Annotated in this window: 13 protein-coding genes and 1 pseudogene; 1 reads left to right on the top strand and 13 read right to left on the bottom strand. The window is 64.2% G+C overall.

Annotation, left to right across the window (positions count from 1 at the left end; translation table 11 throughout):
• Positions 1–15: 15 nt before the first annotated feature.
• Together ribB and RIdsm_RS04050 are read right to left on the bottom strand one after the other, a co-directional pair.
• Positions 16–663, bottom strand: a pseudogene (gene ribB / locus RIdsm_RS04055) (3,4-dihydroxy-2-butanone-4-phosphate synthase); the annotation flags it as partial.
• Between the two features lie 137 nt (positions 664–800).
• The gene (locus tag RIdsm_RS04050; protein WP_057820641.1) at positions 801–1,472 is read right to left on the bottom strand and encodes a GntR family transcriptional regulator; all 672 of its coding nucleotides are present in this window, start codon (positions 1,470–1,472) and stop codon (positions 801–803) included.
• Between the two features lie 169 nt (positions 1,473–1,641).
• Between RIdsm_RS04050 and RIdsm_RS04045 the strand changes: the two genes are divergently transcribed.
• A complete protein-coding gene (locus RIdsm_RS04045) occupies positions 1,642–2,136 on the top strand; it encodes a flavin reductase family protein (protein WP_057820643.1) in 495 nt (164 codons plus the stop codon).
• Between the two features lie 5 nt (positions 2,137–2,141).
• On the opposite strand, the gene RIdsm_RS04040 is transcribed toward RIdsm_RS04045, so the two are convergent.
• The 11 genes from RIdsm_RS04040 to RIdsm_RS03990 form a co-directional block, all read right to left on the bottom strand.
• On the bottom strand, positions 2,142–3,149 hold the full coding sequence (locus tag RIdsm_RS04040) for an amidohydrolase family protein (RefSeq protein WP_057820645.1): 1,008 nt from the start codon (positions 3,147–3,149) through the stop codon (positions 2,142–2,144).
• Positions 3,146–4,780 (bottom strand): GMC family oxidoreductase, encoded by a 1,635-nt coding sequence (locus RIdsm_RS04035; protein WP_057820648.1) that lies wholly within the window; start codon positions 4,778–4,780, stop codon positions 3,146–3,148. Before RIdsm_RS04035 ends, RIdsm_RS04040 begins: the two co-directional genes overlap by 4 nt.
• Positions 4,781–4,783: 3 nt before the next feature.
• Positions 4,784–5,737, bottom strand: a complete 954-nt coding sequence (locus RIdsm_RS04030; RefSeq protein ID WP_057820650.1) for a flavin reductase — start codon at positions 5,735–5,737, stop codon at positions 4,784–4,786.
• 39 nt (positions 5,738–5,776) lie between these two features.
• On the bottom strand, positions 5,777–7,063 hold the full coding sequence (locus RIdsm_RS04025) for a TRAP transporter large permease (protein ID WP_057820654.1): 1,287 nt from the start codon (positions 7,061–7,063) through the stop codon (positions 5,777–5,779).
• The gene (locus RIdsm_RS04020; protein WP_082647529.1) at positions 7,060–7,557 is read right to left on the bottom strand and encodes a TRAP transporter small permease; all 498 of its coding nucleotides are present in this window, start codon (positions 7,555–7,557) and stop codon (positions 7,060–7,062) included. The genes RIdsm_RS04025 and RIdsm_RS04020 overlap by 4 nt, the downstream gene beginning before the upstream one ends.
• A gap of 19 nt (positions 7,558–7,576) precedes the next feature.
• Entirely contained in the window at positions 7,577–8,593 is a 1,017-nt protein-coding gene (locus tag RIdsm_RS04015; RefSeq protein WP_082647530.1) for a TRAP transporter substrate-binding protein, read from the bottom strand.
• 63 nt (positions 8,594–8,656) lie between these two features.
• A complete protein-coding gene (locus RIdsm_RS04010; protein WP_057820659.1) occupies positions 8,657–9,964 on the bottom strand; it encodes an NtaA/DmoA family FMN-dependent monooxygenase in 1,308 nt (435 codons plus the stop codon).
• A gap of 320 nt (positions 9,965–10,284) precedes the next feature.
• Entirely contained in the window at positions 10,285–11,181 is an 897-nt protein-coding gene (locus RIdsm_RS04005; protein WP_057820661.1) for an isocitrate lyase/PEP mutase family protein, read from the bottom strand.
• Between the two features lie 2 nt (positions 11,182–11,183).
• Positions 11,184–11,699 carry a 3-isopropylmalate dehydratase small subunit gene (locus RIdsm_RS04000; RefSeq protein WP_057820663.1) on the bottom strand — a complete coding sequence of 172 codons (516 nt, stop codon included), beginning with the start codon at positions 11,697–11,699 and terminating at the stop codon, positions 11,184–11,186.
• On the bottom strand, positions 11,696–12,979 hold the full coding sequence (locus RIdsm_RS03995) for a 3-isopropylmalate dehydratase large subunit (RefSeq protein ID WP_057820665.1): 1,284 nt from the start codon (positions 12,977–12,979) through the stop codon (positions 11,696–11,698). Before RIdsm_RS03995 ends, RIdsm_RS04000 begins: the two co-directional genes overlap by 4 nt.
• A gap of 91 nt (positions 12,980–13,070) precedes the next feature.
• Positions 13,071–13,865 (bottom strand): IclR family transcriptional regulator, encoded by a 795-nt coding sequence (locus RIdsm_RS03990; protein WP_057820667.1) that lies wholly within the window; start codon positions 13,863–13,865, stop codon positions 13,071–13,073.
• Positions 13,866–13,968: the final 103 nt, after the last annotated feature.

Here is a 13,968-nt window from a genome sequence, read left to right as displayed (position 1 = left end):
GGCGGGTGCGTCGAGATAGGTGATGAGGTCGCAGATCCGACCGATCTTCAAGTCATGAGTGCGGGCAAATGCCACGAGGTCATCAAGCCGCGCCATGGTGCCGTCGGGGTTCATGATTTCGCAGATCACGCTGGCCGGACGGCGACCCGCAAGGCGCGCCACCTCGACCGAAGCTTCGGTATGTCCGGCGCGCGCCCTCACCCCACCATCGTGCGCACGCAGGGGAAAGACGTGGCCGGGTGAAACGATGTCTTCGGAGGTGGCATCGGGCGCAATCGCGGCAGCGACAGTGCGCGCCCGGTCGCTCGCGGAGATGCCGGTTGTGATGCCGTCACGCGCCTCGATCGAAACGGTGAAGGCGGTGTCGTGGCGCGAACTTCCCTTTCGGGGCATCGGCGGAAGGTCGAGCCTGTCGACCATCTCGCCCGACATGGCCAGACAGATCAGGCCGCAGCCCTGGCGCGCCATGAAGGTGATGGCCGCGGAGTCGGCCGCGTCGGCGGGAATGACAAGGTCCCCCTCGTTTTCACGGTCTTCGTCATCGACGAGGATGAATATCCGGCCCGCGGCGGCTTCGGCGATGATCTCGGAGGGGCCAACGATGACGTTGTTTTCCGCCTCACGGGCGTTCGGGTAGGATGCGGTGGGGATCGTCCGCAGCATGTTCATGGGCCTGCCTTTCCTGTCGTTCCGGGGCGAGGAAACGTGTCGCCCAAAATCATGTATTCTACTGGTATACTAGATTGATCGGTCACCAGTCAAGAAGGGGCCCGGTGCAGTACACCCTTCTCCGTCACGGCTCAGGTCATCAGACCGAGAATATACTGTTCATTCTGATCGTAGAGCGCCGAGAGTTCCGCCTCGACCCGCTCGGGCGCACCATCTGCGGCGGCCCGGATAACGCGGGCATGCTGGTCAAGTGCTTCCGGCAGCGCCGATCGGCCACGCTGGGTATGCCAGAACCGGCGCACAAGGGCGTGGACCGGCTTCATCGCATTCGTGAGAAAGCGGTTGTCTGCGGCCTGTTCAATGATGGCATCGAACTCGGTGTCATGCGCGATGTACTGCGACAGGTCCCCCGAGGCGGCACAGGCTTCGGCCAGCGCGGCGATTTCACCGATCCGGCTGCGTTGAGCGGGGCTGGCCCGTTCTGCTCCGCGGCGGATCAGGCGGATCTCGATGCCACGGCGGAACTCCAATAGGTCGAGCTGGCTTTTCAGATCAACCTCGGTCACGACGATGCCGCGACGCGGGAGAATGGCGACAAGGTCTTCCCGCTCGAGCCGCTTGATCGCCTCGCGGATCGGCGTTCGGCTCAGGCCGAGCGATGCACCTAGCGAGTTTTCCGACAGAAGAGAGCCAGGCGGCAGGTCGAGCGTCAGGATCCTTTCGCGGATGATCGAGTAGGTGTCTCGCGATTGTTTATCCATGTCGCTGCCGTCCTCGGCAGGGGAAGCGAAGCTTTGCGCCACTCGGGTGTCCAATTGGTTGGGATCGGGTTTCCGAGGCTATATCACGCCCCGAGATTTGGGCCAAGCGAAGGCCGGGGGCCGCATGCGCAAATCTTGTATTCCAGCGGAATACATGTAAGCTTTCGGCGGTCACCGCGTCTGGGTGACGGCGCGCAGATGAGGGGGAGACATGGGGTTCGAAGCAACCGGAGCGGTCATTACGCAAGGCGCTTTCTGGCGCACCGTCGGGGCGCGGCCGGTTGGGGCCACAGTGATCACGGCAATCCATGACGCCGGCCCTGTCGGGTTTCTCGGGCTTTCCTTCGCACATGTTTCGGCCGAGCCGCCGACGGTGTTGGTCTCGGCGGGCAAGAACACTTCTGCCCTGCCTGTAATCCGGGCAGCGGAGCATTTCGCGGTCAACCTTCTGCCCGCGGGAGCGGACGAGATGGCACGCCTGTTCGGCGGCGGCGCCGAGATGGCGGAGCGGTTTGCCGCAGGCAGGTGGGGCAGTTTCACGACCGGGGCCCCGGCGCTGGAGACCGCAGCGGCGGTATTCGATTGCCGACTGGAGAAGACCGTCGAGGATGAAGGCGCGGTTATTCTGATCGGTCGTGTCGAAGGGGTTCGGACCAACGGGGATGGCGTGACCCTCGCCCATCAGGGCGGCTACCGGGATCTCTGACCGGGTCATCCGGCGACGTCCAGCCTGTAGATCCGCGCCGCGTTTTCGAAGAAGAGCTTGTGGCGGTCCTCGGCGCCAAGGGCGCGCGTGGCCTTCTTGAGGGCGTTCCAGAGCGTGACGTAGTCACAGCTCATCGCATCGACCGGGAAGTTGCTTTCCATCATGCAGCGGTCGAGCCCGAACGCGTCGATCCCGGTTTCGATATAGGGGCTCCATGCGCGGAGGAGCGTGTCGCTGTCCGGCTTGATCTCGTTCTGGTCGAAACCGAAGCCCCAGAACGGCAGGCCGAAGCCGCCGATCTTGGCCATCACATTGGGTCGGCGCGCGAGTTCTCGCAGGGCCTGCGACCAGTCCGCGAAGACGGCGTGACGCTCGCTTTGCGACAGCCCCATCGCGATGGCGAAGCCGAGATGATCGAGGACGATCACCGTTTCGGGAAAGGCATCGGCAAGGGCCGCGATGTCACTCAACTGGGTATGGAACACCGTCGCCTCGAAGCTGAGGCCGCGCGGGCCGAGCTGGGCAAACCCTTCCCGGAACCTGTCGGAGTGGAGCAGGTCCTTCGGCGGCGGGTTGAGCACGTAACGGAAAGGTTCGGGGCTGGGATGCGACAGGGCGACCTGCCGGATCCCGCGAAACCGCCCACCGCCGGCAACGATGTGAGCGTCTAGTGTTTCCGCGACAGCGTCGCCCAGTGCCAGATCGGCGTGGCCAACGATACCGGCGTTGACCCGGCAGGGGCCGTAATTTCCACTTTCGCTCATCGCCGCGATGCCGACGACGAACTCGGTTTCACCCACGGGCCTCAGAGCCTCGGGGCCATCGGCCCGGCACATGGCCTGGCTTTCGATGTAAACGGTTGCGCGAATGTTGTGCCCGGCCGAGACGTCGGCGAGGTATTCGTCGAAGAGGTAGCGACGCCCGGGACGGTCGATCAGGTGATGGTGGGCGTCGATGATCGGCATCTCGGGCTCGATGGCCGTCTCGCGGGCCGTGGTCGTCGTGTCGGTCATGCAGTCTTCCTCTCTGCCCGGGGCGTCGCGCCTTCCAGGATCATCGCGGCCGCCTTCTCGCCGATCATCAGGGCCGGGGCATGCAGCGCGGCGTTGGGCATGCGGGGCATGACCGAAGTATCCGCGACCCGAAGACCGTCGACGCCGCGCACCCGAAGCGCAGAGTCGAGCACTGCGCGGTTGTCGGCCCCCATCGCGCAGGTGCCGCTCTGGTGATAGGAGGTCCCGGCGTTGCGGCGGATCTCCTCGATCAGCTCGGCACGGGTCTGCACCGCGGGGCCTGGCGCGATCTCGCGGCTGATAAAGCGGGCGATGGCGGGCTGTTTCATGACGTCGCGCATGCGTTGGACGCCTGCGGCCAGCACCTCGATATCGCGGGGATCGGTGAAATAACCGGTGTCGATGCGCGGCTGCACCAACGGGTCGGCAGAGCGAAGCGAAACCCGGCCGCGGCTGTGGGGCGTACCCTGGTAGATCGTCAGGCCAAAGCCGTGTTCTCGCGGAAGCAGGTCGAAAACGCCCTTGCCGCCGGAGGGCGGCAGCGCCGACAGGAAGACGACCTGCATATCGGCCTTTTCAAGCGTCGGGTCGCTCTTGAAGAAGCCCCCGACCGAGGCGAAGCTTTCCGCCAGCGGGCCGGTTGACCGGGTAAGGTACTGCCACCCGGCGCGCATCGCGCCGCCCGCGGTCGCATGGCTTCGGGCCGTCACCGGGTGTGAACAGGCATATTGCGGGCGATAGCACGGGTGGTTCTGCAGATTTTCCCCCACAGCCGGCGCGTCGACTTTCACCTCGATGCCAAGCGCGCGAAGGTCGTCTGCCGGTCCGATGCCCGAGTGCATGAGCAGCGCAGGGCTCATGATGGCGCCGCCACAGAGCACCACCTCGCGCGAGGCCGAATAGGTCACCGCCCTGCCCTTCCGTCTCGCGCGCACGCCGGCGGCCCTGCCTTTTTCGATGACGACGCCGGTCACCTGCGTGTTGCGCAGGATGGTCAGGTTCGCCCGGCCGCGCGCCGGGCCGAGAAAGGCACGCGCGGCGCTGTGCCGCCGACCGTTGCGAACATTGAGATCGTAGATTCCGAGGCCTTCGGGCTGGTTGGCGTTGAGGTCGTCGACCACGGGCAAGCCCTCGGCGCCAGCCGCCTCGAGAAAGGCGTCGCAGATCGGCAGATCCGGCCGTGCGGGGCGCAGGTTCATGGGCCCGTCGGCACCGTGCCACGCGCCCGCGCCCCGGGCATTGGTTTCGGACTTGAGGAAGAACGGTTTCACCTCATCGAAAGACCAGCCGTCGCAGCCCATCGCGGCCCAGGCGTCGTATTCATCGGAATGGCCACGGCTGTAGACCATGCCGTTCATGCTGCCCGACCCGCCCATCACGCGGCCCTGAAGGAAGGTGAGCCGGCGGTCATTCAGCGCCGGCACCGGCTCGGTCAGGAAATTCCAGTTGTAGCGGGCAAGTGTGCCGGCCGCGAAGCCAAGCCCCGGCACCCGCAGTACCGGGTTGATATCGCGGCCGCCCGCCTCGATCAGCAGCACGCTGGCCGTGCCGCCTTCCGAAAGGCGCGCCGCGACGACGCTGCCGGTGGCCCCGGCGCCCACGACGATATAGTCGTATGCCGCGCCACTCATGACCTAGCCCCTGTTTCCGACGACCCGCTCGAGCACCCGCTGCATCGCCGCCAGGTCTTCCTTCGGCACGCCCTTGAAGAGGTCCTGCTCGTTGGTCCGGGTATGCTCGACCACCGCGTTGATCCGGTCTTCGCCGGCCTCTGTCAGGCGCACCCGGCCGGCCTCGTCGATCGCCAGCAGGTCCAATGCCTCGAGCGATTCAAGGATGTTCTGGCTGGCGTTGAAATCGAGGAATATCTCGGGAAGCAGGTCTTGCAGCGTGCTGTCGGGATAAGTCTGAACCGTCTTGAGAAGCCTCGCCTGCATCAGCGTCAGCCCGAGGCCCGCGGTCTTCCGGCTTTGTTCGAGACGGTGGGCGACGGTGCCATAGGCCCGCCCCAGAAGCTGCGCAAGCGTGGGCGCTTCCGGCACCTCCGTCGCGGCGGGGGCCGCATCGGTGGCGACACGGGTTTCCGGGTGATCGGCGGCGATGGCATAACGCCCCTTGGCAAACAGCAGCGGCTGCCGGTCATAGCGCGCGTATCGCTCCACCTGACCGACTAGGATCAGGTGATCGCCGCCGGGGTGTATCTCGGAAAGGCTGCATTCGAAGCTCGCGGCGATACCGGCGAGCACCGGGCATTTGCCCGCCCCGTCACGGTAGGCCAGACCATCGAACTTGTCCGGGCCGGAGCGGGCAAAATTCTGCGACAGGTCCACCTGGTCATCGGCCAGCACGTTGACCGCGAAATGGCTGCAATCGCGGAAGGCCGGGAAGCTCTGGCTTTCGTATTTCACCGACCAGAGCACGAGCGGCGGTTCAAGCGAGACGGACGCGAAGGAGTTCGAGGTCATGCCGTAGCACACGCCATCGACGCAGGTGGTGATCACCGTGACGCCGGTGGCAAACTCCCCCAGGCTTCGGCGAAACCCGCTCAGGTCGTCGCTTGGGTGTCCTTCTTCGACAGGCTTGGTCATCTGGGTCTCCCTGAAAAGGGTGGGTTGGGGTCAGCGCCCTCAGCGGAAGGGCAGCCACAGCACGATCTGCGGGAAGGCCACCAGCAGCGCCACGGTCAGCAGGACGATCACGACAAAGGGCAGCGCCCCGAAGGCGACGTCGCTTAAGGGGATGTCATTTCGCACGGCCTTGATGGTGAAAAGGTTGATGCCGACCGGCGGCGTAATCAGCCCGACCTCGAGCAAGAGCACCAGCACGATGCCGAACCAGATCGGGTCATAGCCAAGGTTGGTGACGATCGGATGTACCACCGCCAGCGTCATCAGCATGAGCGACAGCGCATCGACGAACATGCCCAGCACGAGATAGACCAGCACGATCACCCCGAAAATCGCCAGCGGCGGAAAGGCGAGGTCAGCCACGAAACGCCCGATCTCGATATTGATGCCCCAGGTGTAAACCGCGAAGGAAAACACCTGCGCGCCGATCACGATGAACAGGATCATCCCGCTCAGCATCACCGTCTCGGTCAGTACCCGGCGCAGCATCTGCAGCGACACCGCCCGCTGCCATGCCGCCGCCAGCAGCGACATGAACGAGCCCAGCGCGGCCGCCTCGGTGCTGGTGGTCCAGCCGGCATAGATGCCGCCGAGGACGACGAGAATGATGGCCAGCACAGGCAGAACGCTGTTGAGGCCCTCCGCCATGCTGACCTTCGTCATCTCCGATCCATGAACCCGCGGCGCCAGCGACGGGTTCAGCAGCGCCCGGATGAAGATATAGGCGTGAAAGAGCGACACCATCAGAACGGCCGGCAGAAGCGCGGCGATGAAGAGGCTGCCGATCGATTCCTCGGCCAGCGAACCGTAGACAATGAGCGGGATGCTGGGCGGGATCAGGATGCCGAGCGTGCCGCCCGCGGCCAGCGTGCCGGTCGACATCCGCCGGTCGTACTTGAGGCGTTCAAGGCTGTTGAGCGCCGCCGAGGCCACGGTCGCGGCCGTTGCCATGCTTGACCCGCTGACCGCCGAGAAGACGGCGCTGACGGATATGTTGGCGTGCAGCAGTCCCCCGGGCAGAAACCGCAGCCAGCGGGCGACGGTTTCGTAGAACCGCTCGGCCACGCGAGATTGCTGGACGATCTGGCCCATCAGCACGAAGAGCGGGATGGCGATCAGGGTCTCACCGCTGGCCGTGTTGAACACGGTGTGGGCGATACCCGACATGTAGTTGGGGTCATACGCCCACGTCCAGAACACCCCGGTCGCCCCAAGCACGAGGGCCACGGGAAAGCCGAAAGCGAGGAGCGCGACAACCGTCAGCCCCATGAGCACCATGACTGTCATGTTGCGTCGCCTCCTGTCCGGCCAAAAGCGCGGGCTTCTTCGTAAAGGATCAGGATCTCACTGAGCAGCATCAGCAGCAGCCCTACCAGGATCCCGCTTTGAACAAGATACATTGGCAGGCGCAGAATGCCCTGGAAGCGTGCGCCGCCTTGCCAGTTGGAATGGGCAAGATCGGCGCAGTACCAGACCAGGCACGCAAGATAGGCAATCATCAGCACGTGCCCCGCCATGCGGAGCATGGCTTTCACCCCGTCAGGCAAGTGCGCCACAACGAAATCGGTCGCGATATGCCCGCGCGTGCGCATCACCATCGGCAGGGCAAGGAAGATCATCCACGCCATCAGCAGCCCACCGCCCTCGCTGCCCCAGTAGAACTCGACATGCAGCCACCGCAGGATCACGTCGGTCAACAGCAGCCCGAACAGTACGATCAGCAGAGCGGCAGAGGCGAACACCCCTGCACGCTCGTGCCATCTGGCCTTTCCGGTCTCCATCGGCGCGTCCGGTCCCGGCTCAGTTCAGCTCGATGCCGAAATCGGAGAGAATCTCCTCGGCCTGCGGGCCCGCCTGCTCGGCCCAGGCCGGGAAGACGTCCTCGACCGCGATGCGGTGGAATTCCCCGTAAAGCTCGGGCGACGGGTTGGTGATCGTCAGGCCCTCTTCCTTCAGCTCGGCGATCTTCTGTTCATACGCCTTGGGCATGAGCTCGCGGATCTCGGCCTCGACATTCCCCATCTCCTCGACCAGTACCGCGCGCACCTCATCGGGAAGCTCGTTCAGTTTGGCCTCGGCCGCGACCATGTCGAAGGACAGAAGCGTCAGGTTGGTGGTGAAGCCCGAGGTCAGCACCTCGTTCCACTTGAAGCTGACCACCGCGCCGGCGCCTGTAATCACCCCGTCGATCACACCGCGCTGCAGCCCGGTATAGGCCTCGGCCGCTGCGATATTGACCGGCGACGCGCCGGCGGAGGTCAGGAAATCGGCCTGTACCGGTGAAAACGCGCGCACCTTCTTGCCCTTCATGCCCTCGATGCCGGTCACCTCGTCGGTGAACCAGATGTTGATCGGGTCATAGAACTGGGTCGACAGGCTGACGGCGCCGTGCTCGTCGATGATGCTCTGCTTGTACTCGCTGATCGTCGGCGTGCTCCATGCCTTGAGCGTCGCCTCCTGGAAGCCGGCGGCATCTTCGAGCTCGGCCATCACGAAGGGCAGCTCCGGCCCTGCCAGAAGCGGATAGGTCGAGGCGTTGTAGGCCGGAATCCACTCGGTCATCTCGACAAGGCCATCGCGGATGAGGGTCAGCGAATCCGTCGCCTTGTAAGGCGTTTCGCCATAGGAGACGTATTCGATATGCAGCGCCCCGTCGGTGCGTTCCTCGACCCGCTCGAAGCCTTCGATCATGATCTTGGCATAGTCATGCGCGGCATTGATCACGCCGACATACCGCCAGTTGTAATCCGCGGCATACGCCCCGGAGGCCTGCACAAGCAGGGCGGCCCCGGCGGCCATCATGTGTAGAGTTTTCATTTTATTCCTCCCAGTCTTGCGCCGTTTGCTATCAGAGTTTTCCGGGCGGCGCGCCCGGTCGTTTCAGAAACCGAGGTTGTCGCGCAGCGTATTCCCCGAGTAATCACGGCGCACGAGGCCCCTGTCCTGCAGGATCGGCACGACGTGATCGACGAATTCCTCGATCATGCCCGGCTTGGTCGGCGCGCTGAGATTGAAACCGAAGGCGCCGCTTTCGCGCCAGTGGCGTTCGATCTCGTCGGCAACCTGCTCGGGCGAACCGATGACCTGCGGCAGGCCCACCGAAAGGCCCATCTGGATCGCGGCCTCGCGCACGGTGATCTTCTTGCCGGTGTCACTGCCGATCTGGCTCAGCGCCTGCGCCATCCCCTGCGACGCCTGTGTCGGGACCTCCTCCAACGGCTGATCCGGGTCGAGCGTGCTGCAATCGATACCAAGCGGTGCGGAAAGCCGGCTCAGCCCGGCGTCGAGCGGAACGCGCTCGCGCAGCGCCTCGAGGCGGCGGTGGGCTTCCTCCTCGGTGCTGCCCAGAACGTATTGCAGGCCGAAAAGGATGCCGATCGGGTCGCGGCCGGCCTTGGTAGCCGCGGCGTCGAACCGCTCGCGGAAAGCCGTCATCGCCTTGAGATGCGGCTGGATCGCAAAGATCGCCTCGGCATGTTTGACGGCGAATTCCATGCCGCGGCCGGACGACCCGGCCTGGAAGATGACAGGCCGGCCCTGCGGCGATGGCAAGGTCGGCGAGACGGCCTCGCAGCGGAAATACTTGCCCTCGTGGCGTACCTTTTCGATCTTGTCGGGATCGGCAAGGATGCCCGCCGCCTTGTCCATCGGCAGCGCGCCCTCGCCGAAACTGTCCCACAGCTTGTAGCAGACCTCCATGAACTCGTCGGCGGCATCGTAGCGCTCGGCATGCGGCACGAGTTGCTGCCCCACGGCCTTGTGCTCGGCCTGCATGTGCCCGGTGACCACGTTCCAACCGATCCTCCCGCCGCTGAGATAGTCGAGCGTCGATAGCCTGCGGTACGCCAGATAGGGCGAGTTGCCGGTGATCGACAGGGTCACGCCCACACCAAGGTGTTTGGTGGCGGCGGTCATGACCGCGGCCAGCGGCATCGGGTCATGCGTCGGCCAGACAACACCGTATTTCAGCGGCGTCTCCGGCCCGCCCTTGTACTGGTCCGAGGCGGCGGGGGTGTCGGCAAAAAACGCGGCGTCAAAACAACCGCGCTCCAGCGTGCGGGCGATATCCTGCCAGTAGCCATAATCGCCCATTCCGGCGAGATGCCCGTCTTCCTCGCTGGCCCAGCTCAGGGCCGTGTGGGTGATGGGCGAGTGAAAGAACATGTGGACGAGATGCATCTCAGACATGGTCCCGCGCCTCGCAGTTGCCGCGACCCGCGCCGCGCATCGAAGGACACGCGGGCGCATGACGATTTCTTGCCAGCCAATGGGGCAAAGGTCTTTCCTCCCAGTTCGGTCTTCGCGCGTTCGCCGTCTTGTTCCGGCCCTGGTCAAGGCACGGCTTTGCGGCGATTCCATGGGCAGGCTACAACTGGTATTCCAGCTTGTATACTAGTTTTTCCAAAAAATTGATTTCAGTCACAGCCACAAAAGAAAAAGCCCTGCCCGATCGGGCAGGACTTTCTGCTGATACATTCAACCTTGGCCCGGGCCGGCCGCTTCCTCGCCTATTCGGCGGCGCTGGTCGCCCGGATATCCATCAACAGGAATTTCTCCTGCTGGTTCTCGATCTCTTCGAACCCGATGAAATCCTTGAAATCGCCCATGCTCATGACCGGATGCGGCAACGCGCCGGTATCGAGGTCTTTCATCAGCTTGGCGTAATTGTCCTGCATCGCCTGCGCGGCGGACATCAGGCCCACCAGCGGATAGGTCGCCAGCCCGGCGATCTCGCGGATCTGGTCGGCGGTGATGTCCTTTTCCAGCCAGCCGAGGATCTGCAGGGAAAGCGGCACGCCAGCCGCCTCGCGCAGCTGTTTCAGGCTGTCGAGATCGGTGAACGTCTTGCTGATCGGCTGAACGAGGTCGGCGCCGGCCTCGACGTAAAGCTTCGCACGCTCGATCGCGCCCGACACGGTGGGCGCGTCGGTACGGGCGATGATCAGCGTGTCTGGATTCCTGCGGGCCGATACGGCGGCGCGGATCTTGCCCGCCTGCTCGTGCGCCGGCAGAATTTCCACCTGGTTTGCCACGGCAGGGCAACGCTTGGGCGCCAGCTGATCTTCGAAGATCATCGCGGCAACGCCCGCATGTTCGAACTCACGCACGGTGCGCATGACGTTGATCGCGTTGCCATAGCCGGTGTCGGCATCGGCAATGACCGGGATCGAGACGGCATTGGCCACGTTGCGGACCACGCCGAGGTTCTCGGTCATGGTATACAGCTCGACATCCGGGAAGCCGAAATTGGTGGCCGAGAGCGCGAAGCCCGAGGTCATCACTGCCGGCGCTCCGGCCTTCTCCGCCAGCATCGCCGACATGGCGTCGAAACAGCCGGCCACGAACTGGGTCTCGCCCGCCCGCGCCTTTGCCGCGAAATCACGTTTCACATTATCTTCGATCATTGTCAGGCCTCCTCGCCTTCACGTGCATGCAGGTAGCCGACGATGCCGCCGGCCGCGAGCATGTCGCGGTCGCCCTCGCTGAGCGGTTCAATGGGCAGTTCCGTTCCGGCCGTCAGGTTGCGCAGAACGCCTGCGGCCCAGTCGACCTCGATTTCGTCCCAACGGCTGACGGCGCCGATGATGCCGGGGCAGATCACCTGCGGAAAGCCCATCGCGATCTCGCCGCGCCAGTAGCCGGGCGAGAAGCTTTCGCCGATCACGCCGCCGATCCCCAGCTTCCGCATGCCGATCATCGGCGGGTAGTGCGGGTGGCCGTAGCCGAAATTGTGGTTGCCCACGAGCAGGTCGCCCGGCTGCACCTTTTCGGCAAAGTCGGGCTCTTCGGCAGCCATGCACAGCTTGGCCAGCTCGTCGGGGTCCTTGATCTTGATGTTCTTCACGCCGACGATCTGGTCGACGTCGAAATCCTCGTCTTCGAAGATCCAGGCCACGCGGCCCTTGAGATTGGGCAGGGTCATGACGGCACCTTTTCCTTGGCCGCGGTCAGATAGGGGCGCGGATCGGCGATCTTGCCCTCGATGGCCGAGGCCGCAACGGCGGCCGCGTTGACGATGTAGATGTCGCTATCGGGCGAACCCATCCGGCCGCGCACGTTGAGCGTACCGGTCGAAACCGCCTTCTGCCCTTCTCGCATCGCGCCCATCCGGCCGAAGCAATAATCACAGGAGGACGAGCTGATAAACGCGCCCGCGTTGATCAGGCGATTGAGGATCCCCTTCGAGGCCGCCTCCTCCATGATCTCCTGGCTGGTCGGGATGACGTAAAGCTGGAACCCATCCTTGATCCGGCGGCCTTCCAGCACGTCGGCGGCCAGCGCAAGGTCTTCGACCCGGCCAGACGCGCAGGAACCGAGATAGCCGACCTGCACCTCGGTGCCTGCGACCTCGCTGAGGTCGTGGGTATTGGCGGGGCTCGGCGGGATCACGGCAACCGGTTCGAGATTGGTGATGTCGATCTCGTGGCGCGCGTGGTAGGTCGCGTCAGGGTCCGAGAAGAGCGGCTCGATATCGAGCCTCTGGCGTTCCCGGATATAGGCCAGCGCCTTTTCGTCCGGGTTGTTGATCGCGGTGATGGCGCCGGTGAACATCGCAAGGCAGTTGATCGTCTGCCGCGCTTCGAGCGACATGGCCTCGATTGCCGGGCCGCCGATTTCCATCACCATACCGCGGCAGGCCCGCGGGCCCAGCACACGCACGATATGGTGGAACACGTCGCGCGAGGTCACGCCCATCTGCAACTCGCCCGTGATGTCGATCCGCACGGTTTCAGGCACCTGGAACTTGATTCGCTCCTTCACGAACGCCTCGAGCAGGTGACGCCGCACGCCGATGGCCAGCGTGCCGAAGGTGCCAAGCTGCGAGATGTGCCCGTCGAAATGCACCACGAAGGCACCGGGCGTGGCGTAGCCCAGCTCGGCCGCGACCTGGTGGCCGATGCCCTTGCGCTCGTAGACCGGCACGTTGTTCTTCTTGCCCCAGCTGCGCGTGCCCTCGTGCAGGTCTTCCTCGGCCGCCGTGGCGGTCGGGACCATGTGGTCGATGAACAGCGCGTACCGGTCGGGTTCGGCGACCTTCTCGATGCCGAACTCTTCCTCCATCTGGCGGAAGATCACGTCGGTGTAGCCCGGAAAATCGTAAGCGATCACGAAATCCGGTTTTGCGAGCAGGTCATCGCCGGCCCGCACTTCGGTTTTGCCCGACACGCGGGCGAGGATCTTTTCGGCTATGGTGAAGCCCATGCTCCGACCTCCCTTCGGATTGGGTTTTCCCGATCGTGAGCCTTCTTGGCGAACAAGTCAACCAACAACGCTAATTTCATCAGGTGAAACGTCAGATCGCCAGACCACGGACGGCGTTGCGCATATCCGCGACGGCCGTCTGCATTTTCTCGAGATGGTCCACCTGAGCGGCCCCCACGTAGTTCGGCGTCAGCCCGCCGGAAGAGATCGCCCCGAGCAACCGACCATGATCATCCAGCAACGGCACAGCCATCGCGGATATCCCCTCGACGATTTCGTCATGCTTGACGATGAAGCCCTTTTCACGCGCCCGCGCGATCTCCGCGCGCAGGGCTTTTTCCTCACCCGGGTCAAGCTTCAGAGGCCCCGAAAGAATGCGCTCCCGCTCCGCTTCGGGCAGGTGGGCAAGCAGCACCCGGGGCCCGGTGCCTCGGTCGAAAGTGCGAATCTCGCCAACCGCCCACCAGCGCACCTCGATGGCCTGTCCGCCATTGTGGCAAGCTTGGCAAAGCGCAACGTCACGATCGACAGTGGAAAGGTAGATGGTCGTCTGCGTGTCCTTCGCAAGCTGGTGAAGGCGATCGTCGACGAGGTTGATCAGCGTAAGTGATTCGGGAACGGCCCGGGCGAGTTCCAGCAAGCCGGCGGACGCGCTGTAAAGGCCGGTCGAGGGATCCTGGAACACCAGCCCTTCATCCCTCAGGGTCACGAGAATGCGCCGGGTCGTGCCGGCATCAAGCCCTGTTTCGCGCACGATTTCATTCAACGCCCTATGGGGGTGCGCCTGCGAGAACGCCCGGAGAATCGCAACCGCACGGGAGATCGAGCGCACCCGCGGAAGGGTCGCCCCCTGCTGGCCTCGCAACTTTACCGCGTCATCTGCCATAATATCCCCCTTTCACCTGATGAAATATAAATTGACTGTTGACATAACGCAATCGTCTCGTGCGATATTCGGCACGACTGGCCGGCATCGGCCTGAATAGGGA

This window comes from Roseovarius indicus (assembly GCF_008728195.1).
Taxonomy (GTDB): Bacteria; Pseudomonadota; Alphaproteobacteria; order Rhodobacterales; family Rhodobacteraceae; genus Roseovarius; species Roseovarius indicus.
The sequence above is the reverse complement of the archived record's forward strand: the minus strand, read 5'-3'. Positions and strand labels throughout refer to the sequence as shown.

What these genes read in the sequence shown, in the direction of transcription:
- RIdsm_RS04015 (WP_082647530.1), bottom strand. Translation starts at nt 8,593, where the DNA reads ATGAAAACTCTACACATGATGGCCGCCGGGGCCGCCCTGCTTGTGCAG.
- RIdsm_RS04045 (WP_057820643.1), top strand. Translation starts at nt 1,642, where the DNA reads ATGGGGTTCGAAGCAACCGGAGCGGTCATTACGCAAGGCGCTTTCTGG.
- RIdsm_RS04010 (WP_057820659.1), bottom strand. Translation starts at nt 9,964, where the DNA reads ATGTCTGAGATGCATCTCGTCCACATGTTCTTTCACTCGCCCATCACC.
- RIdsm_RS04020 (WP_082647529.1), bottom strand. Translation starts at nt 7,557, where the DNA reads ATGGAGACCGGAAAGGCCAGATGGCACGAGCGTGCAGGGGTGTTCGCC.
- RIdsm_RS04005 (WP_057820661.1), bottom strand. Translation starts at nt 11,181, where the DNA reads ATGATCGAAGATAATGTGAAACGTGATTTCGCGGCAAAGGCGCGGGCG.
- RIdsm_RS04000 (WP_057820663.1), bottom strand. Translation starts at nt 11,699, where the DNA reads ATGACCCTGCCCAATCTCAAGGGCCGCGTGGCCTGGATCTTCGAAGAC.
- RIdsm_RS03990 (WP_057820667.1), bottom strand. Translation starts at nt 13,865, where the DNA reads ATGGCAGATGACGCGGTAAAGTTGCGAGGCCAGCAGGGGGCGACCCTT.
- RIdsm_RS04030 (WP_057820650.1), bottom strand. Translation starts at nt 5,737, where the DNA reads ATGACCAAGCCTGTCGAAGAAGGACACCCAAGCGACGACCTGAGCGGG.
- RIdsm_RS04025 (WP_057820654.1), bottom strand. Translation starts at nt 7,063, where the DNA reads ATGACAGTCATGGTGCTCATGGGGCTGACGGTTGTCGCGCTCCTCGCT.
- RIdsm_RS04035 (WP_057820648.1), bottom strand. Translation starts at nt 4,780, where the DNA reads ATGAGTGGCGCGGCATACGACTATATCGTCGTGGGCGCCGGGGCCACC.
- RIdsm_RS03995 (WP_057820665.1), bottom strand. Translation starts at nt 12,979, where the DNA reads ATGGGCTTCACCATAGCCGAAAAGATCCTCGCCCGCGTGTCGGGCAAA.
- RIdsm_RS04040 (WP_057820645.1), bottom strand. Translation starts at nt 3,149, where the DNA reads ATGACCGACACGACGACCACGGCCCGCGAGACGGCCATCGAGCCCGAG.